Annotated in this window: 20 protein-coding genes; 11 read left to right on the forward strand and 9 right to left on the reverse strand. The window is 71.1% G+C overall.

Features of this window, described 5'->3' with window-relative positions; translation table 11 throughout:
* Positions 1-25: 25 nt before the first annotated feature.
* The 3 genes from WMF43_RS46825 to WMF43_RS46835 are packed head-to-tail and all read right to left on the reverse strand — an operon-like array spanning position 26 to position 2,186.
* On the reverse strand, positions 26-781 hold the full coding sequence (locus WMF43_RS46825; RefSeq protein WP_437675283.1) for a SirB1 family protein: 756 nt from the start codon (positions 779-781) through the stop codon (positions 26-28).
* A gap of 34 nt (positions 782-815) precedes the next feature.
* Entirely contained in the window at positions 816-1,625 is an 810-nt protein-coding gene (locus WMF43_RS46830; RefSeq protein ID WP_437675285.1) for a polysaccharide deacetylase family protein, read from the reverse strand.
* A gap of 3 nt (positions 1,626-1,628) precedes the next feature.
* A complete protein-coding gene (locus tag WMF43_RS46835) occupies positions 1,629-2,186 on the reverse strand; it encodes a hypothetical protein (RefSeq protein ID WP_437675287.1) in 558 nt (185 codons plus the stop codon).
* A 225-nt stretch (positions 2,187-2,411) separates the two neighbouring features.
* On the opposite strand from WMF43_RS46835, the gene WMF43_RS46840 reads away from it, so the two are divergent.
* The 7 genes from WMF43_RS46840 to WMF43_RS46870 all read left to right on the forward strand — a co-directional run bounded on the left by WMF43_RS46840 (position 2,412) and on the right by WMF43_RS46870 (position 11,237).
* A complete protein-coding gene (locus tag WMF43_RS46840; RefSeq protein ID WP_437675289.1) occupies positions 2,412-3,866 on the forward strand; it encodes an MBOAT family O-acyltransferase in 1,455 nt (484 codons plus the stop codon).
* Positions 3,867-3,880: 14 nt separating this feature from the next.
* On the forward strand, positions 3,881-4,216 hold the full coding sequence (locus tag WMF43_RS46845; RefSeq protein ID WP_437675291.1) for a hypothetical protein: 336 nt from the start codon (positions 3,881-3,883) through the stop codon (positions 4,214-4,216).
* A gap of 175 nt (positions 4,217-4,391) precedes the next feature.
* Positions 4,392-4,856 (forward strand): hypothetical protein, encoded by a 465-nt coding sequence (locus WMF43_RS46850; RefSeq protein WP_437675292.1) that lies wholly within the window; start codon positions 4,392-4,394, stop codon positions 4,854-4,856.
* 19 nt (positions 4,857-4,875) lie between these two features.
* Entirely contained in the window at positions 4,876-5,661 is a 786-nt protein-coding gene (locus tag WMF43_RS46855) for a hypothetical protein (RefSeq protein WP_437675294.1), read from the forward strand.
* Between the two features lie 174 nt (positions 5,662-5,835).
* Entirely contained in the window at positions 5,836-6,936 is a 1,101-nt protein-coding gene (locus tag WMF43_RS46860; protein WP_437684222.1) for a tryptophan 2,3-dioxygenase family protein, read from the forward strand.
* Complete coding sequence (locus tag WMF43_RS46865) at positions 6,933-8,981, forward strand: DCC1-like thiol-disulfide oxidoreductase family protein (RefSeq protein ID WP_437675296.1); 2,049 nt, start codon at positions 6,933-6,935, stop codon at positions 8,979-8,981. The genes WMF43_RS46860 and WMF43_RS46865 overlap by 4 nt, the downstream gene beginning before the upstream one ends.
* Before the next feature lie 9 nt (positions 8,982-8,990).
* Positions 8,991-11,237: a hypothetical protein gene (locus WMF43_RS46870; protein WP_437675298.1), complete on the forward strand. Its 2,247-nt coding sequence runs from the start codon at positions 8,991-8,993 to the stop codon at positions 11,235-11,237.
* A gap of 112 nt (positions 11,238-11,349) precedes the next feature.
* Here WMF43_RS46870 and WMF43_RS46875 read toward each other — a convergent pair whose 3' ends face one another.
* Positions 11,350-12,342 (reverse strand): sialate O-acetylesterase, encoded by a 993-nt coding sequence (locus tag WMF43_RS46875; protein ID WP_437675300.1) that lies wholly within the window; start codon positions 12,340-12,342, stop codon positions 11,350-11,352.
* 775 nt (positions 12,343-13,117) lie between these two features.
* Here WMF43_RS46875 and WMF43_RS46880 point away from each other — a divergent pair.
* Genes WMF43_RS46880 through WMF43_RS46890 form a run of 3 tightly spaced genes read left to right on the forward strand, consistent with a single transcriptional unit; the run spans position 13,118 to position 17,447 of the window.
* Positions 13,118-13,729 carry a TetR/AcrR family transcriptional regulator gene (locus WMF43_RS46880; protein ID WP_437675302.1) on the forward strand — a complete coding sequence of 204 codons (612 nt, stop codon included), beginning with the start codon at positions 13,118-13,120 and terminating at the stop codon, positions 13,727-13,729.
* Positions 13,723-15,456: an ABC transporter ATP-binding protein gene (locus WMF43_RS46885; RefSeq protein ID WP_437675304.1), complete on the forward strand. Its 1,734-nt coding sequence runs from the start codon at positions 13,723-13,725 to the stop codon at positions 15,454-15,456. Before WMF43_RS46880 ends, WMF43_RS46885 begins: the two co-directional genes overlap by 7 nt.
* 53 nt (positions 15,457-15,509) lie before the next feature.
* Positions 15,510-17,447, forward strand: coding sequence for an ABC transporter ATP-binding protein (locus WMF43_RS46890; protein WP_437675306.1), 1,938 nt, complete (start codon positions 15,510-15,512; stop codon positions 17,445-17,447).
* Between the two features lie 187 nt (positions 17,448-17,634).
* Here the strand turns inward: WMF43_RS46890 and WMF43_RS46895 are convergent, their stop codons facing one another.
* Positions 17,635-18,483 carry an SDR family NAD(P)-dependent oxidoreductase gene (locus WMF43_RS46895; protein WP_437684224.1) on the reverse strand — a complete coding sequence of 283 codons (849 nt, stop codon included), beginning with the start codon at positions 18,481-18,483 and terminating at the stop codon, positions 17,635-17,637.
* A gap of 346 nt (positions 18,484-18,829) precedes the next feature.
* On the opposite strand from WMF43_RS46895, the gene WMF43_RS46900 reads away from it, so the two are divergent.
* On the forward strand, positions 18,830-19,438 hold the full coding sequence (locus WMF43_RS46900; protein WP_437675308.1) for an acyl-CoA-like ligand-binding transcription factor: 609 nt from the start codon (positions 18,830-18,832) through the stop codon (positions 19,436-19,438).
* Positions 19,439-19,467: 29 nt separating this feature from the next.
* Here WMF43_RS46900 and WMF43_RS46905 read toward each other — a convergent pair whose 3' ends face one another.
* From WMF43_RS46905 to WMF43_RS46920, 4 genes are read right to left on the reverse strand one after another with little or no spacing between them, the layout of a single operon-like run.
* On the reverse strand, positions 19,468-20,556 hold the full coding sequence (locus WMF43_RS46905) for an AAA family ATPase (protein ID WP_437675310.1): 1,089 nt from the start codon (positions 20,554-20,556) through the stop codon (positions 19,468-19,470).
* A gap of 46 nt (positions 20,557-20,602) precedes the next feature.
* Positions 20,603-20,965, reverse strand: a complete 363-nt coding sequence (locus tag WMF43_RS46910; RefSeq protein ID WP_437675312.1) for a hypothetical protein — start codon at positions 20,963-20,965, stop codon at positions 20,603-20,605.
* Between the two features lie 23 nt (positions 20,966-20,988).
* Positions 20,989-21,444 (reverse strand): hypothetical protein, encoded by a 456-nt coding sequence (locus tag WMF43_RS46915; RefSeq protein ID WP_437675314.1) that lies wholly within the window; start codon positions 21,442-21,444, stop codon positions 20,989-20,991.
* An 18-nt stretch (positions 21,445-21,462) separates the two neighbouring features.
* Positions 21,463-22,641, reverse strand: coding sequence for a hypothetical protein (locus WMF43_RS46920; protein WP_437675316.1), 1,179 nt, complete (start codon positions 22,639-22,641; stop codon positions 21,463-21,465).
* Between the last annotated feature and the right edge of the window lie 61 nt (positions 22,642-22,702).

A 22,702-nucleotide genomic window follows, 5' to 3' on the forward strand; every position in this document is an offset into this window, starting at 1 on the left:
GATTCCGGCGCGCCGTCAGCCCACGTCAGTTCACCCCGCGCCCCGCCGACGGCCACGGGCGCTCGCCGCCGAGCTGATCGAGCTCCTTCCGCAGCTCGTCGGACGGCGCGAGCACCTGAATGCGCTCGAGCACGCTGCGCAGCCGCGGCGCGTCCGAGCGGCTCGTGTAGATCGAGCGCAGGTTGTTCAGCATGCGCACGAGGATCTGCCGCTTCTGCGCCGGCACGAGCAGCCGCGGGTCGGGATCGCGCGGCGTGCCGGTGGCGCGGGCGTGCAGCGCGCGCAGGTCCTCGCGGCCGAGCAGGCGGCCCTCGAACGGATCGATGAGCATCACCCCGCCGCGCACCGGCGTCCTCACCAGGAAGTGGCCGGGGAACGAGACGCCCTGGGCCTCCACGCCGATGCGCCAGCACACCTCGAGCAGCACCACCGCGAGCGTGATCGGGATGCCCGTCCGGCGATCCAGCACCTCGTGCAGGTAGCTGTTCTTCGGGTCGTAATAGTCCGACGCGTTCCCGTGGAAGCCGAGCTCGCCGTAGAACCAGCGCAGGAGCTGCTCGACGGGGCCGCTGCCCGGCGTCGCCTCCGGCGCTCGCAGCGGCCGCTCGACCGCCCGGCGCGCCTCCCCGCCGAGCTGATCGAGCAACCTCAGGTAACGGGGGACGTCGAGGCCCGGGTACGCGGCGTCGCCGATGAGCAGGGCCGCCTCGGCGAGGTCCAGCTCGTCCTCCGGCCTCGCCGCGATGTGGGCAAAGAGCGTCAGGTTCACCGGCGCAACCATCGACCGGAGCGTAGCGCCACCGGCGCGAAATGGTCTAGGCCGCGACGTGGTCCCGCGCGCCCTCGTCGAGCCACGCGTCGACGCGGACCCCGGCCAGGTTGCGCTCGCTCATCGCCGCGAGGATACGCGGCAGCGCCAGGACCCCCGCCGGCGTGTGGTCGTCGCGCTCGGCCGCGTCGTGGAGCAGCACGATCGCCCCGTCGCGCAGCCCCGGGATCACCCGCGCCGCGACCGCCTCGGGCTGCGCCCCCGGCAGGCCGTCGAACCCCCGCGCCGACCAGCCGATTACGTCAAGGTCGAGCGCCTCGACCACACGCGCGATGCGCGGGGTCGTGTGGCCGATCGGCGGCCTGAACAGGGCGGGCCGCGCGCCGGTGAGCCGCTCCAGCACGTCGGCCCCGCGCGCGAGGTCGCGCGCGACGTACCGGGACGAGCGCAGCGAGAACAGCCGGTCGTGCGCGTGGCTGTGCAGCCCGATCGCGTGGCCGCGCGCGGCGATCTCGCGGACGAGCTCGGGGTGCGCCTCGGCCTTGCGGCCGATCACGAAGAACGTCGCCTTCACGCCCGCCTCGTCGAGCAGGTCGAGGACCCGCGGCGTGTGCTCCGGGCTGGGGCCGTCGTCGAACGTCAGCGCGACGCCCCGGGCGCCGGGCGGCCCGCGCTTCACCACGTCCACGAACATCCCGAGGCCGAGGAAGAAGACCCCGCACAGGAGGAGCGCCACGTACCCGACGATCGCCGCGCCGGCGACGGCGAGCGGCACCGGCGCGACGAGCAGCGACCGGGCGACCAGCGCGATCGCGCCCAGCGAGGCCGCGTAGAGGAGCGCCCGCGCGATCGGCACGGCCTACTTCTTCGCGCGTTTCTTGTCGGGCTCGGCCTCGAAGTCGTCGTCGAGGTCGTCGAGCGCCGCGGAGGCGGCGATGCGCTTGTTGCCCTTGTCCTTCGCCGGGAGCGCCTGCTTCGGGCCCGGCGCGGCGCCCTCCGAGGGATCGTTGTCGGCCTCGTAGAAGCCGCCGATCAGGGCGGCGATCGCGGCGAGCGACGTGATCGCGAGGCCGCCGAACGTCCCGGCGGTGCCCGCGGCCTCGCCGAGCGACGGGTTCGCGCCCCCGAGCTCGCCGAGCGGCACCGGCACGGGCATGGTCAGCCACTTGCGCGCGGCGAACATCAGCCCGGCGCCGAGCAGCGCGCCGACGAAGGCCTTCATGCCGGCCTCGATCTTCGCGTCCTTGGCCCAGATCGGCTTGCCGGCGATGAGCCCGACGAGGACGCCGGCGAGCGCCGCGGCCAGGTAGGCGACGATCGCGACGGGAGCGGCGAAGCCGAGCTTCGCCAGCCCGAACCCCACCAAGCCCCCCACGATGAGCCCCTTCACAATCCCGAGGATCAGGCGACCCAGCATCAGATCATCCTTGGCACGACGCCGGGCGCCGTTCAACATGGCGCCGCGCCGTGGCCGCCGTCACCGGCGCCCGGCGCCCGGCGCGGCGCCATGTCGAACGGCGCCCCGCGCCGGGACGACGCCGACCTCGACCCCGGACCCACCCGGACCCCCCCTGGGCGCGCTCCTCGCCTGCGCGGCGCGCGCTCGCCGCAGCAGCCTGCCCGACCCGGGCTTCGACCGGCCGTGCTCTTCAACACCCTCTCCTACGCTCAGTTCTTCGCCGCCGCCTTCATCGGATCGTGGGCGCTCGCGCGGGTCTTCGGCGTCTGGCCGCGGATCGTGTTCCTGCTCCTGATGAGCTACGGGTTCTACGCGGCCTGGGACTGGCGTTACCTGCCGCTCATCTTCGCGTCGTCCACGGTCGATTTCCTGCTCGCGCGCGCGATCGCCCGCGAGGAGCGGCCCCGGGCGCGGAAGGTGATGCTCATCGCCACCGTGGCGCTGAACCTCGGGTTCCTGGGGTTCTTCAAGTACTGGAACTTCGCCGTCGAGAACGTCGCGGCGCTCCGCGCGCTGATCACGGGCGCGCCGGTGAGCGCCGACCACGCGCTCCGGGTGCTGCTGCCGCCGGTCGGCATCTCGTTCTTCACGTTCGAGTCGATGAGCTACGTCATCGACGTCTACCGGCGCGAGCTCCCGCCGCACCGGAGCTACCTCCGTTACCTGCTCTTCGTCGCCTTCTTCCCGCACCTCGTCGCCGGCCCCATCGTCCGCCCGCGCGACCTGCTCCCGCAGTTCGAGCGCGCGCCGAGCCTCACCCGCGAGGAGGGCGGCGAGGGGCTGTTCCTGATCGCGGTCGGCCTTCTGAAGAAGGTCGTCCTGTCGGATCAGCTCGCGCTGAACCTCGTCGACCGCGTCTTCGAGCGCCCCGAGAACTTCTCGGCCCTCGAGGTGCTCGCGGGTGTCTACGGCTACGCCGCGCAGATCTACTGCGATTTCTCGGGCTACACCGACATCGCGATCGGCTCGGCGCTCCTGCTCGGGGTGCGGTTCCCGAAGAACTTCGACGCGCCGTACAAGGCCAAGAACCTCGCCGACTTCTGGCGTCGCTGGCACATCTCGCTCTCGACGTGGCTGCGGGACTACCTGTACATCCCGCTCGGCGGCAACCGCGGCTCCGAGCTCGCGACGTACCGCAACCTGATGATCACGATGCTGCTCGGCGGCCTCTGGCACGGGGCGTCGTGGAACTTCGTCTTCTGGGGCTTCCTCCACGGCCTCGGCCTGGCGGTGACGCGCGCCTTCCAGCGCGCCCGCGGCGGCGAGCGCAAGGCCGCGGCGGCGCGCCCGACCGCCGGCGGGCTCTTCGTCCGCGCCGCCTGCGTGCTGCTGACGTTCCACTACGTCTGCTTCGCGTGGGTCTTCTTCCGCGCGCCGACCTTCTCGCAGGCCGCGCTCGTCCTCCGGCAGATCGGCACGCTGACGACCTTCCACCCGAACCTGCCGCCCGTGCTCGTCGCGCTGCTCGGGGCCGCGCTGCTCTCGCATTACGTGCCCGAGCGCCTCTACGAGCGCGCCCGCGGCGCCTTCATCGCCGCGCCGGCGCCGCTGCAGGGCGCGCTGCTGTTCCTCGTCGCGGTCGGCCTGCACGAGGCGGCGAGCGCGGCGGCCGTGCCGTTCGTGTACTTCCAGTTCTGAGGTAGGCTCACGCGGTGCGCCCGCCTCGCCTCGTCCTCGCCCCCCTCGCCGCCCTCGCCGCCCTCGCCGCCGGCGCGCTCCTGCCGGCGTGCTCCGTAGGCAACGTGCCGTCGAACGCGACGCCGATGGTCCGCGCGCGCGCCACCTCCGACCTCGACTGCCCCGACAAGGACGTCCGCGTGGAGGAGCAGCTCGGCGGGCAGTTCAAGGCGATCGGCTGCGGCCGTAAGGCGTACTACCGGGCCGCCTGCGAGGGGCTGCGCTGCGTGGTCCACGGCGAGGGCGAGACGATGGTGCCGTGGCGAGACCGCCCCGATCCGGCCGCGGTCGACCGGGAGCGGGGCCGGTAGGCCGCGGCGCCGCGGCGGAGGAGCGGCGCGGCCCCCGGCGAGGTGGGGAGCCCGGCCGACCGCAGTTTCCCGGCCTTTTTTGGGGCTGTGTGCCCGGGCCTGAGGTAGCCTGCCGGCGCCTCGAGAGTCCTCCGCGGGATCCGGCCATGGCCTTCATCATCACCGAGAGCTGCACGTGACCGACAGGGAGCCGGGCGAGACCGCCGCGCGCCCCGAGCCGGGCGAGACCGCCGCGCGCCCCGAGCCGGGCGAGACCGCCGCGCGCCCCGAGCCGGGCGACGCGGAGACGGGCGCCGCGCAGGGCGAGGCCGCCGGAGCCGAGCCGCGGCGGCGGACGAAGAAGCGCGCGAAGCGGCGCGGCGCGGACGCGGGCCCGGGCGACGGCGCGCCGGAGCTCCCGCGCGACCCCGAGCTCGAGCGCCTCCTCCAGGCGTTCGAGCGCGGCGACTACGCGCTCGTCCGGGCAGACGCGGGGCGGCTCGCCAAGGAGGCCGAGCAGGCCGAGCTCCGGCGGGCCGCGCGGGAGCTGCTGCGCCGGATCGAGCCCGATCCGCTCGCGGTCAAGCTGCTCCTCGCGGCCATGGCGCTGCTCGTGTTCCTCGCGCTCTGGTACTGGTCGCACGGCCACGCGACCCCGTGACGACCGAGGAGGCAGCGCGATGATCGCGGAGATCGACAGCCCCCCTGGCCGCCCGATCGACAGCCCCCCTGGCCGCCCGATCGACAGCCCCCCTGGCCGCCCGATCGACAAACCCCCGGCCCACCCGCCCGCGCGGCGCCTCGCTGCGCTCGCGCCACGGCGCGTCGCCGCGCTCGCGCTCGCGCTGCTCGGCTGCGGCGGCGCCCCCGCCGGCGCGGCGCGGCCGACCGCGTGGAACGCGCCGCCCGAGGGGCAGCAGGGGCTCTCCTCGGGCACGCCGGCCGAGCGCTACTTCCCGCTCGTCGACGGGCACATCTATCACTACGCGACCCTGAGCGACGGCGGCGGCGAGGGGATGCTCGTCGCGCGCGTGCACCGCGCGGACGCGCGCCGCGGGGAGCTCAGGTTCCCTTCCGGGGTGAAGCGGTTCGAGTTCACCCCCGAGGGCGTGATCCGCAGCGACACCGGCGTCTTCGTGCTCAAGGAGCCGCTCGCGCCCGGCACCACGTGGACCGGCGAGCACGGCGGCCGCGCCCGGATCGAAGCCGTCGGCGCCTCGGTCGAGGTGCCCGCAGGCCGTTTCGACGGGTGCGTGCAGGCCGTGGAAGAGCGCCTCGGCGACCGGCCGGCGCGTTACCTCACCACGTTCTGCCCGGACGTCGGCGTGGTGGCCATCGAGGCGACGAGCGGCGCGAGCTACGAGAAGGCCGAGCTCAAGAGCTACGCGCCCCCGGTCGACATGGGCCCCGACGGCGTGCGACGTACGCCGACCGAGCCGCCGGCCGGCGCCGCGAGCTCGCCGTGAGCGCGCGCGGGGCGGCGCGCGAGCGCCGGACCCTTGCGACCAGCGCCGGCGCGCTTCCGTTTTCCGGGGGGCGGGAAGTAGACTCCCGGCGCCGCTCGCGACCCCCGCGCGCGGCGATCGTCCGCGGGCGCGCCGCGCGAGCTCCCGGGCGCAGATCGCGCGATCGTGACCGCCATGAATTACTGGGATTACATCCACGTCGAGGAGCTGCTCGCCCTCCAGGGAGGCTTCGACGACGACGAGCAGAAGGTCGGCAACGACGAGGCCCTCTTCATCGTCGTCCACCAGATCTACGAGCTCTGGTTCAAGCTCATCCTCCGCGAGCTCACCTCGGCGCGCGAGCTCTTCCGCCAGAACCCCGTCCCCGATCAGAAGCTCGCCGAGGCCGCGCGCTCGTTCCGGCGGGTCGTCACCATCTTCGAGCAGGCCATCCACCACTTCCGGGTGATGGAGACCCTAACTACCCGAGATTACCTGGATTTTCGCGATCGCCTCATCCCGGCGAGCGGCTTCCAGTCGGCGCAGCTGCGCGAGATCGAGGTCCTGATGGGCCTCGACGACGCGCTCCGGATCCCGCTCGGCCGCGAGGGGAGCTACCGGGAGGCGCTGAAGACCGCGGACGGCTCGCCGTCGACCGCGACGCGGCGGCTGGAGACGCGCCTCGCGAGCGGGCCGAGCCTCAAGCACTACCTCGACGAGTGGCTCTCGCGCACGCCGATCGACGGCGCGAGCGACCCGGGCGCGGTCCTCGGCTTCCTGCAGCGCTACATCCGGGGGATGCGCGAGGAGAACGAGCGCCGGGTCCAGATCGCGATCGACAAGGCGCTCACGCCGGCCGACGTCGAGCGGCTCCGCGCGCGTTACGAGGCGGAGAGCGCCAACGCCGCGGCGTTCCTGCTCGCCGAGGACGACCCGCAGGCCGACGAGGCCGCGCGCGAGAAGCGCCGGGCGATCCGCGCGGCGATCGTGTTCATCGAGAGCTACCGCGAGCTGCCCCGGCTCGCGTGGCCGCGCGAGGTGCTCGACCGCATCCTGGAGATGGAGCAGGCGATGCTCATCTGGCGGCAGCGCCACGCGCGCATGGTCGAGCGGGTGATCGGCCGGCGCACCGGCACGGGCGGCTCCGCCGGCGTCGACTACCTCGACCAGACCGCGCTCCGCTACCGCGTCTTCAACGATCTCTGGACAGTGCGCTCCCTGCTCCTGCGCAAGCCGAGCGTCCCCGCGCTCGAGCACGCGTCCGATTACGGGTTCCGGGTCGAGGACTCTCCGTGAAATCACTTCGCGATCATTTCTTGCGGATCGACGCCCGCTCGCTCGGGCTGTTTCGCATCACGTTCGGCCTTGTCCTTATCGCCGACCTCTTCGGGCGGTGGCGGTGGCTGCGGGACTTCTACTCGAACGAGGGCGTCCTTCCGAACCACAACCACCTCTTCAACCTCCGCGGCAAACAGGAGGTCTTCAGCGTCTTCCACGCCTTCTCGACGGTGGGCGAGGCCCACTTCGCCTTCGCGCTCGCGCTCGTCGTCTACGTCCTCTTCGTCATCGGCTACCGGACGCGCGTCTTCCACGTCCTCTCGCTGGTGGTGCTCGTGAGCCTGACGGCGAGGAACATCCTGCTCGAGAACGCCGGCAACTACGCGGCGATCGCGATCCTCGCGTTCACCGCGTTCCTGCCCTGCGGCAGCCGCCTGTCGGTCGACAGCCTGCGCGCCTCGATGGCGCTCCGGGACGAGAAGCGCGACACCGAGCTGAACGACCGGTCGCGGACCCCGGAGGCGGAGATCTGGGCCGATCGCCTGCCCGGGTGGTCGCCGACGTCGCTGGCGGCGCTCGGCGTGCTGCTGCAGATCGCGCTGATCTACCTGTGCACGGCGCTCCAGCAGCGCGGCGAGGCGTGGCGCGACGGGACGGCGTTCTACTACGCCCTGCACGTCGACCGGTGGGCGAGCGAGACGGGCGCGTGGCTGGGCGACGCCCTGCCGCTCGGCACGCTGCGCGGGCTCACGTTCGGCGTGCGGGGCATGGAGCTCGCGATCCCGGTGCTGCTCGTCGTCCCCGCGCTCTTCCGGTGGACGCGCGGGATCGCCGCCGCGCTGATGGTGCTGCACGGCGTCCTGCTCGGGGTCTTCTTCGACTTCGGGCTGTTCGGCTGGGCGCTCGCCGCGGCGGCGCCGCTCGTGGTGCCCGGGGAGCTCTGGGACGTGTACGAGCGCTCCTGGAACGAGCGGCGGGCCCGCACGCTCGTCTACGACGCCGACTGCGGCCTCTGCCTCACGATCTCGCGCCTGCTCAAGCGGCTCGACCTGCGCGGCCACCTGGCCTTCCAGGGCAACGGCGCGCTCGACGAGCTCTACGTCCGGAACCAGACCGGCGCGACCGAGCGCGTCCCGATGCCGAAGGAGGTGTCGGCCGAGCTCGTCGAGCGGACGGTGCTGGCGATCGACCGCAAGGGGCGCGTGTTCCTGCGCGGCAAGGCCGTCACCGAGGCCCTGATGGCGCTGCCGTTCGGCTGGCTCGCCTTGCCGCTCAAGCTGCCCGGCATCTCCCACCTGCTCGACGCGATCTACGAGGTGGTCGCGACCCGGCGGCACCACATCAGCATGCTGCTCGGCAAGCAGGCGTGCGGGATCCCGCTGTTCGGCGAGGACGACGTCGACGAGGCGGAGGCGGAGGCCGGGCCCGCGCCCGCGCTGCGGGCGGCGCGCCGCGCCCTGGGGGCGCTGCGGGAGGCGTCGGTGGTCGTCGTGCTGGCGGCGATGCTGGCGCAGACGGCGAAGGAGAACCCGCTGCCCGGCGCGGCGGCGATCCCGCAGGGGGAGCTGCTGGCCGCCGTGGCGTCGTGGCCGCGCATGCTGGCGCGGTGGGATCTGATGGCGCCCGAGCCGCCGCGGAGCAACGGGACGATCGTGATCGACGGCCAGACGCGCGCGTCGCAGCCGATCGATCCGCTGACGGGCGAGGCGCCGCGGCTGGACCCCGCGGCGCAGCCGGCGCCGCGTCTCGGCCAGCTCTGGTCCGATTACCTCGACCGGATCCGGAAGCAGGAGTGGGTCGACTTCCAGCGCGCCTTCCGCGACTACATGGCGAAGGGCGGGCCGCTCTCGGAAGACGGCGGGCGCGAGAGCTCGCTCCAGGGCTTCGACGCCTACTGGGTCGAGGCGCCGATCCCCCCGCCCGGGGCGCCCGCGCCGGGCGAGGCCGAGATCGAGCGGGGGAAGCTCTTCTCGCACGCGCGAGGGGGCATCGCGAAGCCCAGCCTGGAGCGGCGTCCGGGCTTGCCGCCGTCCGTCCTCAAGAAACCGATCCAACCGAACTGAGGCGCTCGAATGCGTGGGCCTGACGACGACCCGAGCGCCGCGGAGCCGGGCGCGCCGGCGGCGGGAGCCGCGCCTGCGGCCGGAGACGCGCCTGCGGCCGGAGACGCGCCTGCGGCGGGAGGCGCGGCTGCGGCGGGAGCGGCGTCTGCGGCAGGAGGCGCGCCGGCGACGGGAGCCGCGCCGGCAGGAGCCCCGCCGGCAGGAGCCCCGCCGGCAGGAGCCGCGCGGCCGGCCGCGAGCCGGCTCCGGCGCCTGGGGCGCTGGATCAAGGAGTATTACTGCACCATCGATGTCCGCACGCTCGGCCTGTTCAGGCTCGTGCTCGGATTCCTCCTCGCGGCCGACTGCGTGCGCCACTGGGCGGAGGCGAGCTGGGCGTACAGCAACGACGGGGTGCTCACCAACCACTATCACCTTTTCCACCCGAGCAGCGGATACAACTTCAGCATCTATCACGCGTTCTCGTCGACGGCGGAGGTCCACGTCGCGTTCGCGCTCTCGCTGTTCTGCTTTCTCTGCTTCTTCATCGGCTGGCGTACGCGGCTGTTCTCGATCCTGTCCTTCCTCCTCGTGACGAGCCGCGACAACCGCCTCCTCATGATCGAGAACGGCGGTTACGTCGTCGTGAACCTCATCACCTGCTGGGCCATGTTCATGCCGACCGGCAGGCGCTTCTCCGTCGACGCGCTGATCCGCTCGTACCGGGAGCGGCAGGAGCGGACGGCCGCCGGCCTTGCGGATCGCAGCCGCCCCGCGTGGGCCGAGCGCCCGTACGTCTCCGGGATCGTGCTGCTCGCGATCCTGAACCTCGGGACCATCTACTACTTCAACGTCGTCAACAAATCGGGCCTGGTCTGGCGTCGCGGCGAGACGGTGCATTACGTGCTGCACCTCGACCGCATGGTCACGGGCATCGCGGTCCTCCTGCGGGAGCACATCCCCTTCTGGGCGATGCGCGGGCTCACCTGGGCCGTGCTCGTGGTCGAGGCGCTGCTCGTGACGTGGATCCTCTCGCCCTACGGCCGCCGCGTCACGCGCGCGCTCGCCATGGGCGGCATGTGGGCGCTGCACGGCTCGTTCGGCGTGATGATGCGCCTCGGCCCGTTCTCGTGGTTCATGATCGGCTGGTCGTTCCTGCTGCCCACGCCGGAGCACTGGGACGCGCTCGAGCGCTGGTACCGCCGCCGCGCGGCGCCACGGGTCGTCGTCTACGACGGCAGCTCGCCGCTCGCGTTCGCCTTGATGCGCTTCCTCGTGCGGCTCGACCTGCTCGAGCTGCTCCGGTTCGAGGAGGCGCGGCCCGCGGCCCCCGAGGCGGGCGAGGGCGGGGCGCGCGAGGCGGGGGCGCGCGAGGCGGGCGAGGGCGGGGCGCCCCGGCCGCCGCTGCTCGTGGTGCGCGAGGCGGGCGACGCGCCGGAAGGGCGTATGTTCGAGGGCGCCGCCGCCGTGCGCGAGATCGTGCGGGCGCTCCCCGGGGGCCGCTTCGCGTGGCCGCTCGTCTGGGCGCTGACCCTCGGCGCGCCCGGCGCGCTGCTCGGCCTCGCCGCGCGGCGGCGCGACGGCATCGCGCGGTTCTTCGGGCTGACGCGCGCGCCGCGGCCGCGGCCGCGGCCGGCGGCGGCCGCGGGCGTCCCGTCACCGCTCTCGGAGAAGGTCGCCCGCGGCAGGGCGATCGCCAGGGAGGCCCTCATCGCCTACCTCGGGATCTGCGCCGTGAGCCAGGCGCTCAACGAGAACAAGAGCGTGCCCGCCATCCTGAAGCACCCCCAGCCGAAGTTCATGCAGGCGACGATCGTGTATCCGCGCCTGCTCCAGGGATGGGGGATGTTCGCGCCGAACCCGATCGCCGAGGACGGGTCTCTCAGCGTGGACGCGATCACCGTCGACGGTCGGCACGTCGACCCGTTCACCGGCCTCCCACCCGATCTGGATCTCACGGACGCGCGCGGGCTCGGGCTAGGGCAGATCCAGCAGGACTATTTCAACCGGATCCGCCTCGACCGCAACAAGCCCTTCCGCCGGCCAGGGCTCCAGGACTACCTGCTCAAGTACCATGTGCGCACCGGCCGCCCGGAGGACGAGATCGTCGCGTTCGACGTCTACTGGGTGAAGGACCAGTGCCCGCCGCCGGGGGAGCGCACGCCTTACAAGAACGAGGCGATACCGATCATGTCGTACCGGCGACCCGGGTATCGGCCCCGCCCCGGGCTGCCGCCGCTGCCGCCGGCGCTGAAAGAGGCGAGCGCGGGGAACTAGCCAGTGAGGAATTCTCGTCCTGCGATCTCCACGGCCGACATCACCAAAGGCCGCTCGAATCCAGGGAACTCGAGCGGCCTCGGTGCGCGGACCCCCGCCGCGAGCCGCCTTATTACCACCCCAAGGCTTCGATCATCTTCTCACCATAACGCGTGCCCATGAGGACAACGGACGCATGATCGAAGTGGTACTGATCCATGACGTTGGTCCCCTGCTGAGTGATCCAGTACCCCTCAGGCAACATGTCGGCCGCTTGGTGCACGAGGTTGTTATGGCCGCTGCAACATCCGCCCGCGGGGAGCTCTCCAAGAATGAAGGGAACGTCGTAGTCGACCCCCCAGGCTTCTTTCACCTCATTATAGAGCTGAACGACCTTGCCGGGCCATGAGCTCTGACCGCTGTCGGATTCGCCCTGGTGGAAGATGATGCCCGCGAAGCGCGCATTCTCAGCCGTCTTCGCTGTGGCGATCTTGTTCAAGATCATCTGGTGATGTGAGCCACCAGTGATGAACGTGTTGATCGATTCACCGCTCTCAGCAGTAGCGACCAACCCGATCGTATCCCCCTCAGGCAGCTTTCCGAGCAGGGTCTTGCCGAACCATATGCCCGGGTCGACGGCGGTCGACAGGTTCCATCCTTTTTCACCAGGGCAATCACTGAGCGGCGGATTGGCCAAGTTCCACTGTCCGGCCGGCTGATTGCATCCGCCGAGGACCTTGAGCCGCTCGTCAGAATTTTGGTCGCTGTCCTGTTTGTCTGCGACGCCAGCCATATTCGACTGGCCCATGAGCATGAAGATGTGAAACGTCGGACTTGAGCTCGGCGCGCCTCCGGTGCCTGTCCCGCTGCTATCCGATCCGGTCCCTCCCGTGCCGCCACCTCCAGTTCCAGCGGTCGTGCTGCCTGTCCCGGCGCCTCCGGTCCCCGCGCTCGTGCTGCCTGTCGTGGCGCCTCCGGTTGTCGAACTGGTCCCTCCGGTATTATCGCTCTCACCGGTCGCGCCGGACGAAGAGGACTCGCCACAACCGGACGCAGCGATGATGAAGAGAAATGGGAGGAGTAGGAATCTAGGTGTGCCTCGGATGGTGCGGTTCATCTCGGTCATGGTCGTTACCTCGTCGCGCCGGGGCGCGATCTTGAAGAGGATGGCGGAATCAGTAGGCCGGCGTCGCGATGCCGGTGCGGCGAGCCTCGCCCGCAAAGAGCTAAGCGCCGGGGCCTAGCCTATCGCATCTTGGGAGCTTGGTATCCAGGATTCGGCCCTAGGACAACACAAGGAGAAGACCGCGACGCTGGACTATTCCATCGTCGACGGCGTTTGTTCTTCCTGCGCCTCGCGCGCCGACCGATCCTTCTGAAGCGAATAGGTTTTATGGTACCGGACCGCGGAATTTGAAACGGATACGTCCCTAGGCAACGCAGGGGACGCATCACGAGGCAGCCGCGCTGCGTCGCGAAATTGGCTAGCATCTCGGAGTCTCTAGTTCCGTGCGTCAGACGAGTCGCCCACCGTGTCGAGCTCGGCGCGTCGCTCTACGTGCTTGAGCCGCCGGGCGACGCGCTCTTCGCGGCGTAGGCGGCCTGGACGATCCGCGGGTTTCGGATGCGATTTCGCCGTCGGCCGACGGGACCGCGCCCGGGGTCCGGGTCGTCACCGCCGCGTCCTGGGTGCGCGGCCTTTCGTCTCCAGCCGCTCCTTGTCGCGCCATGAGTCGGCGTACGACCCGAGTTGCTTCCGCGGGCTTCTTCCCTGGTGCTGGGCAACGCGGCGCGGAAACATGAACCATTTCAATGGCTTCGTCGTGCTCCTCCGCCGGGGTCTCGAAGTGAGTGAGCGCTCACTCTTGACGAGTGAGCGCTCACTCCGGTACAGGGGACACGTGACACCACCGAGCCGGCGAGCTCCTCCCCTGCCCCCCGAGGCGCGCCGCGCGAGCATCATCGCGGCGACGATCCCGCTGCTGCGCTTGTACGGCCGCAACGTGACGACGGCGCAGATCGCGATGGCTGCCGGCACCGCGGAGGGGACGCTGTTCCGCGTGTTCCCTGACAAGGAGTCGCTGATCCAGGCCGCGATCGCGACCCTGTTCGATCCGACGCCGACGCTGCGAGAGCTGGAGTCCATCGATGTCGCGGCGCCGCTGCGCGAGCGCTTGATCCAGGCGGTCGAGATCCTGCAGCGCCGCGTCGAGGGCATCTGGCAGCTCATGTCGATGCTCGGCATGTCGATGCCGCCGAGGCGCCCCGAGTCCGAGTGCGCTCAGAAGCCGCGCCAGGATGAGCAGCTTTATCAGCAGCTCGAGCGCCTGTTCGAGGCGTCGCGCGACGAGCTTCGCTGCGATCCGGCGTATGCAGCGCGGGTCCTGCGCATGATGTCGTTCGCGGGCGCGCACCCGCGGATCACCGACGGCATGCCCCTGACCGCCGCGGAGGTCGTGGCGATCCTGCTCGACGGCATCCGCCGCCGCTCCGAAGAGGAGGAGCCTTGCTGAGGCAGCTGTTGCGCCGCTTCTTGCGCCCACAGGCGCGCTTGCTCGTGATCGTCGTCGCGCTCCAGCTCACGGCGACGCTCGCTTCGCTGTACCTGCCGAGCCTGAACGCCGACATCATCGATCAGGGCATCGCGGCCGGTGACACGTCGCTGATCCTGAAGCTCGGCGCGATCATGCTCGCGATCACCGGCGTCCAGATCGTGTGCTCGGTCGCCGCGAACTACGCCGGCGCGCGCGCCGCGATGAGCTTCGGTCGCGACCTGCGCGCGGCGGTGTTCCACCGCGTCGGCGAGTTCTCCGCGCGCGAGCTGTCGCGGTTCGGGGCGCCGTCGCTCATCACCCGCACGACCAACGACGTCCAGCAGGTGCAGATGGTGGTGATGATGGGCTGTACGACGCTCGTCCTCTCGCCGATCATGTGCGTTGGCGGCATCGTGATGGCCCTGCGCGAGGACAGGTCGCTCGCCTGGCTGCTCGCGATCGCGGTGCCGCTGCTCGCGGGCGCCGTCGTCGCGATCATGTCGCGGATGGTGCCGCAGTTCCGGCTGATGCAGCCCCTCATCGACACGGTGAACCGCGTGCTGCGCGAGCAGATCACCGGCGTGCGCGTGATCCGCGCCTTCGTGCGCGAGCGCGCCGAGGCGGCGCGCTTCGATCGCGCGAACGGCGACCTCACCGAGACCGCGCTGCGCGTCGGGCGCCTGCAAGCGATGATGTTCCCGATCGTGATGTTCGTCTTCAACGCGTCGAGCGTCGCCGTCCTGTGGTTCGGCGCGCACCGGATCGCGGACGGCGAGCTCGCGATCGGCTCGATGACGGCGTTCCTCGCGTACCTGATGCAGATCCTGATGGCCGTGATGATGGCGACGTTCATGGCCGTCATGCTGCCGCGCGCGGCCGCGTGCTCGGAGCGCATCGTCGAGGTGCTGAACACCGAGCCGTCCGTGCGCGCCCCCGACCAGCCCGTGACGCTCGTCGAGCCGACAGGCACCGTCGAGCTGCGAGACGTCGAGTACCGCTATCCGGGCGCCGAGCTGCCCGTCCTGCGCGGCGTCTCGTTCGTCGCGCGCCCCGGGCAGGTCACCGCGATCATCGGCAGCACCGGCTCGGGCAAGACCACGCTGCTCGACCTGATCGCGCGGCTCATCGATCCGACGAGGGGCGAGGTCCGGCTCGACGGCGTCGACGCGCGCATGCTCGCCCTCGAGGCGGTGTGGTCGTGCATGGGGCTCGTGCCGCAGCGACCCTTCCTGTTCTCCGGCACGGTGGCCTCGAACCTGCGCTACGGCGACCCCGCGGCGACCGACGAGCAGCTCTGGGCAGCGCTCGCCGCCGCGCAGGCGCGCGACTTCGTCGAGGCGATGCCGCGAAAGCTCGACACGCCGATCGGGCAGGGCGGCACGAACGTCTCCGGCGGCCAGCGCCAGCGGCTGTCGATCGCCCGCGCCCTGCTGCGCCGGCCGCGCGTGTTCCTGTTCGACGACGCCTTCTCCGCGCTCGACGTCGCGACCGAGGCCCGGCTGCGGGCGGCGCTCGCCGAGCGCACGCGCGACGCCACGGTGATCCTCGTCGCGCAGCGCGTGTCGAGCATCGTCGACGCGGACCAGATCCTCGTGCTCGACCGCGGCGAGCTCGTCGGCAAGGGCAGGCACGGCGAGCTGCTCGCGTCGTGCCCGACGTACGCGGAGATCGTGGCCTCGCAGCGCGACACGGCGGTGGCCGCGTGAGCGCGCGCCGTGCTGGTCCCCCGCCCGCCGCGCCCGAGGGGGCGCGCTCCCCGATGCTGCAGCGCGGCCCTTTCGGCGGCATGGGGGCTGCACCGCCGCAGAAGGCGAAGCGGTTCGCGCCTTCCGCGCGGCGCCTCCTCGGCCGCCTCGCCCCCGAGCGCGCGCGCCTCGCGGTCGTGATCGCTTGTTCGCTGGTCAGCGTGGGCCTCGGCTTGACCGGTCCGAAGCTGCTCGGCCGCGCGACGGACATCATCTTCTCCGGCGTGATCGGCGCTCGCCTCCCGGCGGGCGCCACGAAAGCCGAGGCCGTCGCCGAGCTCCAGCGCTCCGGCCAGGCGCGGCTCGCCGAGCTCGTGGGCCCCATGGACGTCGTCCCTGGCCGCGGGATCCAGCTCCGCGAGCTCGCCGAGCTGCTGCTGCTCGTGATGGCCCTCTACGCCGGCGCGTCGCTGTTCGCCTGGCTGCAGGGCTACCTGCTCAACAAGGTCGTGCAGCGCACCGTGCGGCAGCTCCGCGCCGAGGCGCAGGACAAGCTCGCCCGCTTGCCGCTCGCCTACTTCGACGGCCGCCCGCACGGCGAGCTCTTGAGCCGCGTCACCAACGACGTCGACAACATCGCGCAGGGCCTGCAGCAGACGCTGACCCAGATCATGAACGGCGCGCTGACGCTCACCGGCATCGTCGTCATGCTCGTCGTGATCTCGCCGGTGCTCGCGGTGATCACGCTCTTCACCGTGCCGATGTCGGTGATCACGACCGCGGCGGTCGCGAAGCGCGCGCAGGCGAAATTCGCCGCGCAGTGGGCGCACGTCGGCGCGCTCAACGGCCAGATCGAGGAGGCGTTCACCGGCCACGCGCTCGTCAACGTGCTCGGGCGACGCCGCGACGTCGAGGCGCGCTTCCAGTCCACGAACCAGGAGCTGTTCGAGGCCAGCTTCCGCGCACAGTTCATCTCCAGCACCATCATGCCGGCGGTCAATTTCGTCGGGAACCTGACCTACGTCGCGATCGCCGTCGTCGGCGGCCTGCGCGTCGCGTCGGGCGCGATGCTGCTCGGCAGCGTGCAAGCCTTCATCCAGTACTCGCGCCAGTTCTCTCAGCAGCTCGGCCAGCTCGCGTCCGTCGCGAACGTCCTGCAATCGGGCGTTGCGTCCGCAGAGCGGGTGTTCGAACTGCTCGACGAGCAGGACCAGCCGCGCGACGCCACCCCGCCCGCGGCCCTGCCGAAGGTCAACGGCGAGGTCCGGTTCGAGCACGTCACGTTCCGCTACAAGCCCGACGAGCCCCTGATCGAGGACCTCGACCTCACGATCATGCCGGGCCAGACGGTCGCGATCGTCGGCCCGACCGGCGCCGGCAAGACCACGCTCGTGAACCTCTTGATGCGGTTTTACGAGCTCGACGGCGGTCGGATCCTGATCGACGGCGTCGACGTCGCGCGCTTGCCTCGCCACGAGCTGCGCGCGAAGCTCGGTATCGTGCTGCAGGATACATGGCTATTCTCGGGCACGATCCGTGACAATATCGCGTTCGGCAACGCGGCCGCGACCGAGGCCGACATCCAGGAGGCAGCGCGCGCGGCGCACGTCGATCGCTTCGTGCGCGCCCTGCCCGCCGGTTACGATACGGTCATCAACGAGGAGTCGGGCAACCTGAGCGCCGGCGAGAAGCAGCTCATCACGATCGCGCGCGCGTTCCTCGCGAACCCGGCGATCCTGATCCTCGACGAGGCGACCTCCTCGGTCGACACCCGGACCGAGGTGCTCGTCCAGCGCGCGATGGCCGCCCTGCGCGCCCAGCGCACGAGCTTCGTGATCGCACATCGCCTCTCGACGATCCGCGACGCCGACATGCTCCTCGTGATGAACGCAGGCCGCATCGTCGAACGCGGCACACACGCGGAGCTCCTCGCCGCAGGCGGCGCCTACCACGCGTTGTACCAGGCTCAGCTCACCGGCAGCGGCGGAAGCGGCGCGAAGCTCGAGGGCTAGAGCGCCGCCGCCGGCCCGAGGTCACCCCGGGCGTTCCGGCACGCACGCTCCGCGCGTGGGTGATCGCCGCAGAGCTCGCGGGCGCCAGCTCGACAACCACGGCGGCCCCGGGGCGACGGATCGCTCATCCCGAGCTCGCCAGGCGCGAAGGCCACGCACGGCGCCCCGTCCTGCGGAGGCGAGAGGCTCAGGGGGCGGCGAACTCCCGCTCGTAGATCGAGCGCACCTTCTCCAGCACCCTCGGGCCATGCTCTCGGAACGGGAGATCCGTCGCGCGGTCCTTCGTCAAGTAGACGCCCGAGAGCTCGCGGCTCCCGCCGAACGCCGCCTCGTACAGCCGCGAAGCGCCCTGGCTCGGGGGCGGGAAGAAAAACCTCATCAGCGGCTCCACGTAAAACGGCAGCCCCGACCTTTTTCCCTTCCGCAGCGTGTTGTTGGCCCCCGGATCCACGCTCCGGATCTTGATCCCGTCCCCCTCGAGCAGCGGCGCCACCTCGCGCGTCCAGAGGGAGAGCGCGAGCTTGGAGGTCGCGTACGGGCCGAAGAGCTGCTTGAACGACGCCGGGCGCTCCAGGGCGTCGGGGTCGAAGCGCTTCGTCATCATGAACGCATTGGAGGAGGTGTTCACGATCGTCTTCAAGGTTCCCCGCCGCAGCAGCTCTCTCAGCTCCATCGCGATGACGTACGGCACCACCGTCTGGAGCTCGAAATGCAGCTCGCGGCCTTGCCTGGAGAAGGTCAGCTCCGGGGCGCTGCCGCCAGCGTTGTTGAACAGCACATCGATCTTCGATTCGCTCGCCTTGATCGCGCCGAGCGCGCGCCTGAGGCCCTCGAAATCGGACAGATCCGCCTTGTGGACGCGGAGCCTCCGGCGCTCGAGGCTCTCCCGGATCAGCGGATCGTCCTCGGGGAACCCCGAGCGGTTCAGCGCGACGACCTGAAAGCCCTCCGACAGCAGACGGCGCGTGAGCTCGAGGCCAATACCGTGGCTCGCGCCCGTGACGAGCGCGATCTTGTCGTGTTCCTTGGTGTTCATCATGGCTCCTCAGATGACCGCGTCCCCGCGCGTCCTCGGTGGACGACGACAGCGGGCGCGCCGATCGCCCAGGCCGACCGGCGCGCGGGCGGAGGCGTCGGCGTCCGCTGCAAGGCAGCCTCCGACGATGCGCACGCGCGCCAGGGCCCATGCGCGCGGCGGCCGCGCAGAGGCCTCGGCCGCCGCCCGAGGCGACGGCGATGGATGGACTCCGTACCCGTGAAGGCGCGCTCGCTCGCCCGAAAGCGCTCGAAACCGGCGGGGTGCCGGACAGGAAGAAGAATGTGCCACTGAGTGGCATTTGTCAAGGAGAGGCGCCGGAACGGGCGCGTGGTAGCCTGGCGGGATGGCAGAGGGCCAGGCCCCGGGGCTCCGAGAGCGCAAGAAGGAGCGGACGCGCGCGCAGATCATCGAGACCGCGATCGACCTGTTCCTGAAGAACGGCTACGAGCGGACGACGCTCGACGAGGTGCTCGGCGCGGTCGAGATCTCGCGGAGGACGTTCTTCCGCTACTTCGAGTCGAAGGAAGACCTCCTCATCGCCTGGATGGATCAGCTCATCGAGGTGGCGTGCGAGGCGATCCGCGCGCGCCCCCCGGGCGAGCCGCCGCTCGTCGCGATACACAACGCGATCCGGAACACGCTCCGCTGGTTCCACGAGGGGAACCTGCCGCGGTTCGTCGCGGCCCAGCAGCTCGTCGCGAAGACGCCGGCGGTCCGCGCGAGGCAGAGCGAGCGGCTCGGCCACTGCGCGGAGGCCATCCGCGCGCCGCTGGCCGCGCGGATGAGCCTGGATCCGCAGCGCGACCTCGCGCCGCGGGTGCTGGCGAGCTGCGCCATTGCCATCATGAACTCGACGATCGAGGCGTGGCTCGCCCGCGGGGCGACCGAGGATCTGCTCGAGCTCGTGGACGAGGCCTTCCGGGCGCTCGCGCGCGAGCACGAGCGCCCCTGAGCGGCGCAGGGCTCACGCGGCGGCGGACGTCATTCCTCCTCCGCCGCGCCGCCCGCCAGCACCGTCTCTCCACCTTTCTTGTGAAGCTCGATGAGCCGGCAGGGCGTCGCCTTCCGGATCCGCTCTGCCAGCGGGCGGGAGTGCGTCGTGATCCACAGCTGACTCCGGGACGCCGCGTGCACGAGCAGATCCCCGAGTGGCCCGAGCAGATCCGGATGCAGGCTCGTCTCCGGCTCGTTCAGCGCCAGGAGCAGCGGAGGCCTCGGGCTCAGCAGCGCTGCCAGGAGGCAGAGGTAACGCGCCGTGCCGTCCGAGAACTCGCGGGCGTCGAGCGGTCGCGACATCCCTGGCAACCCGAGCTCGACGCGGAACCGCCCCCGCGTCGAGGAGACCTCGAGCGACGCGCCCGGGAACGCGCTGGAGACGGCATCCTTCAAGGCGCCCCTGTCGCCGATATCGAGGATCGTCGCCAGCGCCGCGGCGAGATCGTGGCCATCGGTGCTGAGCACCGGCGTCCGCACCCCGACCTGCTCCACCCGGAGCGGCGCGCCGGAGTCGGTGCGGAAATGGTGATAGAACCGGAAGTTCATCAGCTGTTGCCGCACCACCGAGAGCAACGGAAAGCGGTGCGGCTCCACCACCTGCGACAGCACCGACTCCGAGCCCCAGAGCGAGAAGGGAAAGGTCACGCGGTGGCCGTCCACGTCGCGCGCGAAGGCCGAGCCCGCGGCCCGCTCCAGCATCGGCAGGCGGCGGCGCTTGTCGAGCAGCCAGAGGTTCTCTTCCTTGATGTCCGGGTCGAGCTCGAACGGCCCTGCAGGCGGCGGCGTCAGCCCGCACTGGAGCTCGTAGACGAGCCGATCCAGCCGCACCCGCAGCGTCATCCGCACCGGGCCTTTGCTGCGCTGGCCGGCCCAGAGCACGGACGGCATCCCCCCCTCCTCGGCCAGGGTGCGCGCGAAGCTCCCGCTCGCCGCGGCGCCGAGCAGCACCATGGTGCGATAGAGGTTGGTCTTGCCGACCCCGTTCGGTCCGACGATGACATTGACCTGCGCGAGGGGGAGGGTCAGCTCGCGGATCGAGCGATATCCCGCGACGTGGAGCTCCTGGACCGTCATCCCGCCCAGGATAACCTATCGTGGTCACCCGCCACCCGCGCCGCGATCAGGGGTCGGCACCACCGCCGCCCGCGGCACCGCCGCCGCCCGCGGCACCGCCGCCGCCCGCGGCACCCCCGCCGCCCGCGGCACCGCCGCCGCCCGCGGCACCGCCGCCGCCCGCGGCACCGCCGCCGTCCGCGGCACCGCCGCCGTCCGCGGCACCGCCGCTGCCCGTGGCCCCACCGCTTCCCGTGGAGCCGGTTGGCGGCAAAGGAGCCACGCACGAGTTCAAGACGACGATCTGGCCCGGATCACAGGGGTCCGAGTCCCAGCACCCCACGAGCATCGCCGCGCAGAGGGCGCCGAGCGCGACGACCAGGGCCCTGGAGCGGGTGGGCGGCATCAGGCGAGACAGGTGGACATCCATGGTTCGTTCCTCTCTCCACAGGCTCACGGCGGCATGACCTGACCGTCGCGGATGCGCGCGATCACCTTGACGGAGGCGTTGACGTCGCTCGCGGCCACATAACCGACGCCGCCCTCTTCCTCGGCCACCGAGCGGAGGACGGCGCCCGGACTCGACACCTTGCGCGGCGGCCGCTCGCCGCCGCGGATCTTGCGGTCGATCCAGTATCGGGCGACACCATCGGGATCGAGGCCCAGCACCGCCCTGTCGAAGCGCTGCCGCACCGGGGAGTCCTCGGGGAGGTTGAACGGGCTCACCGACCGGCCGTACCACTCCGTGCGTGTCGTCTGGAAGATCGGGCGGAGCGTGTCGCGCCCCGCCGCACGCGCAGGGTTGGCCCGGTTGACGACCACGACGATCTCTTCCTCGACAGCGAGGGACGGTGCGGACGGGCTCATGCCGAGCAGGGCCAGGAGGAGCAGAAGGGATGAACGCTTCATCGTTGCGTTGAACCTCTCTCAGAAGGCCAAGATCAGACGTGCCATCAAGGACGTGCCGTCAATCCTCCGCGCCTCGACCCCCTCGCGCGTGGAGGTGAAGAGCGACTGCCTCACCTGGGTTCGAAGCGTGATGTCGGGGGTGATGTAGAAGTTCAGGCCGCCGCCGATCTGCAGCATGGTATCGGTCTGGCCGAACGGCCCATACAGCATGGCGCCCAGGATGAATGGTTCCATGTTCAAGAAATTCATCCGGTGCGCCCCCAGGAGATACGCCGAGGTCCGCCATGCGTCCGGCTCGAAAACTCCGGGTATCAGCTGCTGCCGGGCGCCCTGATCGTAGATCACGCGGACGACCATCGCCTCCGCCCGGAGGCGTGTCGTCCCGACGTCGAGCGAGACATCTCCCCCCGCGATGTACTCCCGGAAAGCCCACGTCGCGTGGATGTCCGGCTCGGGCGCTTCTGGCTTGGTGTCGGCCACCCAGTCCCGCGCCCTGTCCGTCAGGAACGAGGCCCCGAGCTTCAGCGTCAGCTTGCCGGGGTCCTCGTAGCTGGCGTGCAGGCGGCCGCCGAAGCCGCGGTTGTCGTCGAAGGCGAACGGCGCGTTCTCGTTGCGCCCGTTGCTCACGTATGCGTCATACCCGAGCTCCCACGGCCCCGCGAACATGCTGCCGTAGGCCATGACGCCGGTCTGTCGCGTGGGAAAGAGGCTCGATGTGATGAAGTAGGGGTTGTCGACGGTGATGAGCACCGGGCTGCCGTGATCGACGTTGTAGATGCCGATCGGGGTGAAGAACTGCCCGACGCGCACCTTGAAGAGGTTGAAGCGCGTCCAGTCGATGTGGGCGCGCTCGATCGAGACGAGCCCGCCATAGACCATGGGTGTGTCGAGCTTGGTCGTGTCGATGCTCCCGTACGGCTGCGTGCCCACCCGGCGCGTCACGCCGGGCGGCGCCGTCACATCGACCGGCGTGCCACCGGGCGCGGTCGTGAACCGCAGCTCCCCGAGGAAGTGGAAGTCGTCGTGGGGCTGCGCGTCGAGGTAGAGGTTCAAGTTCCCGACGACGAAGTTCAAGGCGTTCGCCTGCGGGATGATGGACTTGATGAACTTGTCCTCGAGCCAGGCGCGCTGGACGCCGACGTCGATGAACCCGTAAATCCGGAGGAGGTCCTTGCTGGGGTCTTGCTCCGGTGCCACCTGCGCTTCCTCGACGGTCGACAGGCGCTCCGCGAGCTCCGCCGCCCGCTTGTTCGCCTCC

Origin of the sequence: Sorangium sp. So ce131 (assembly GCF_051519095.1) — a bacterium.
In the GTDB taxonomy this organism is placed as follows: Bacteria; Myxococcota_A; Polyangia; order Polyangiales; family Polyangiaceae; genus Sorangium.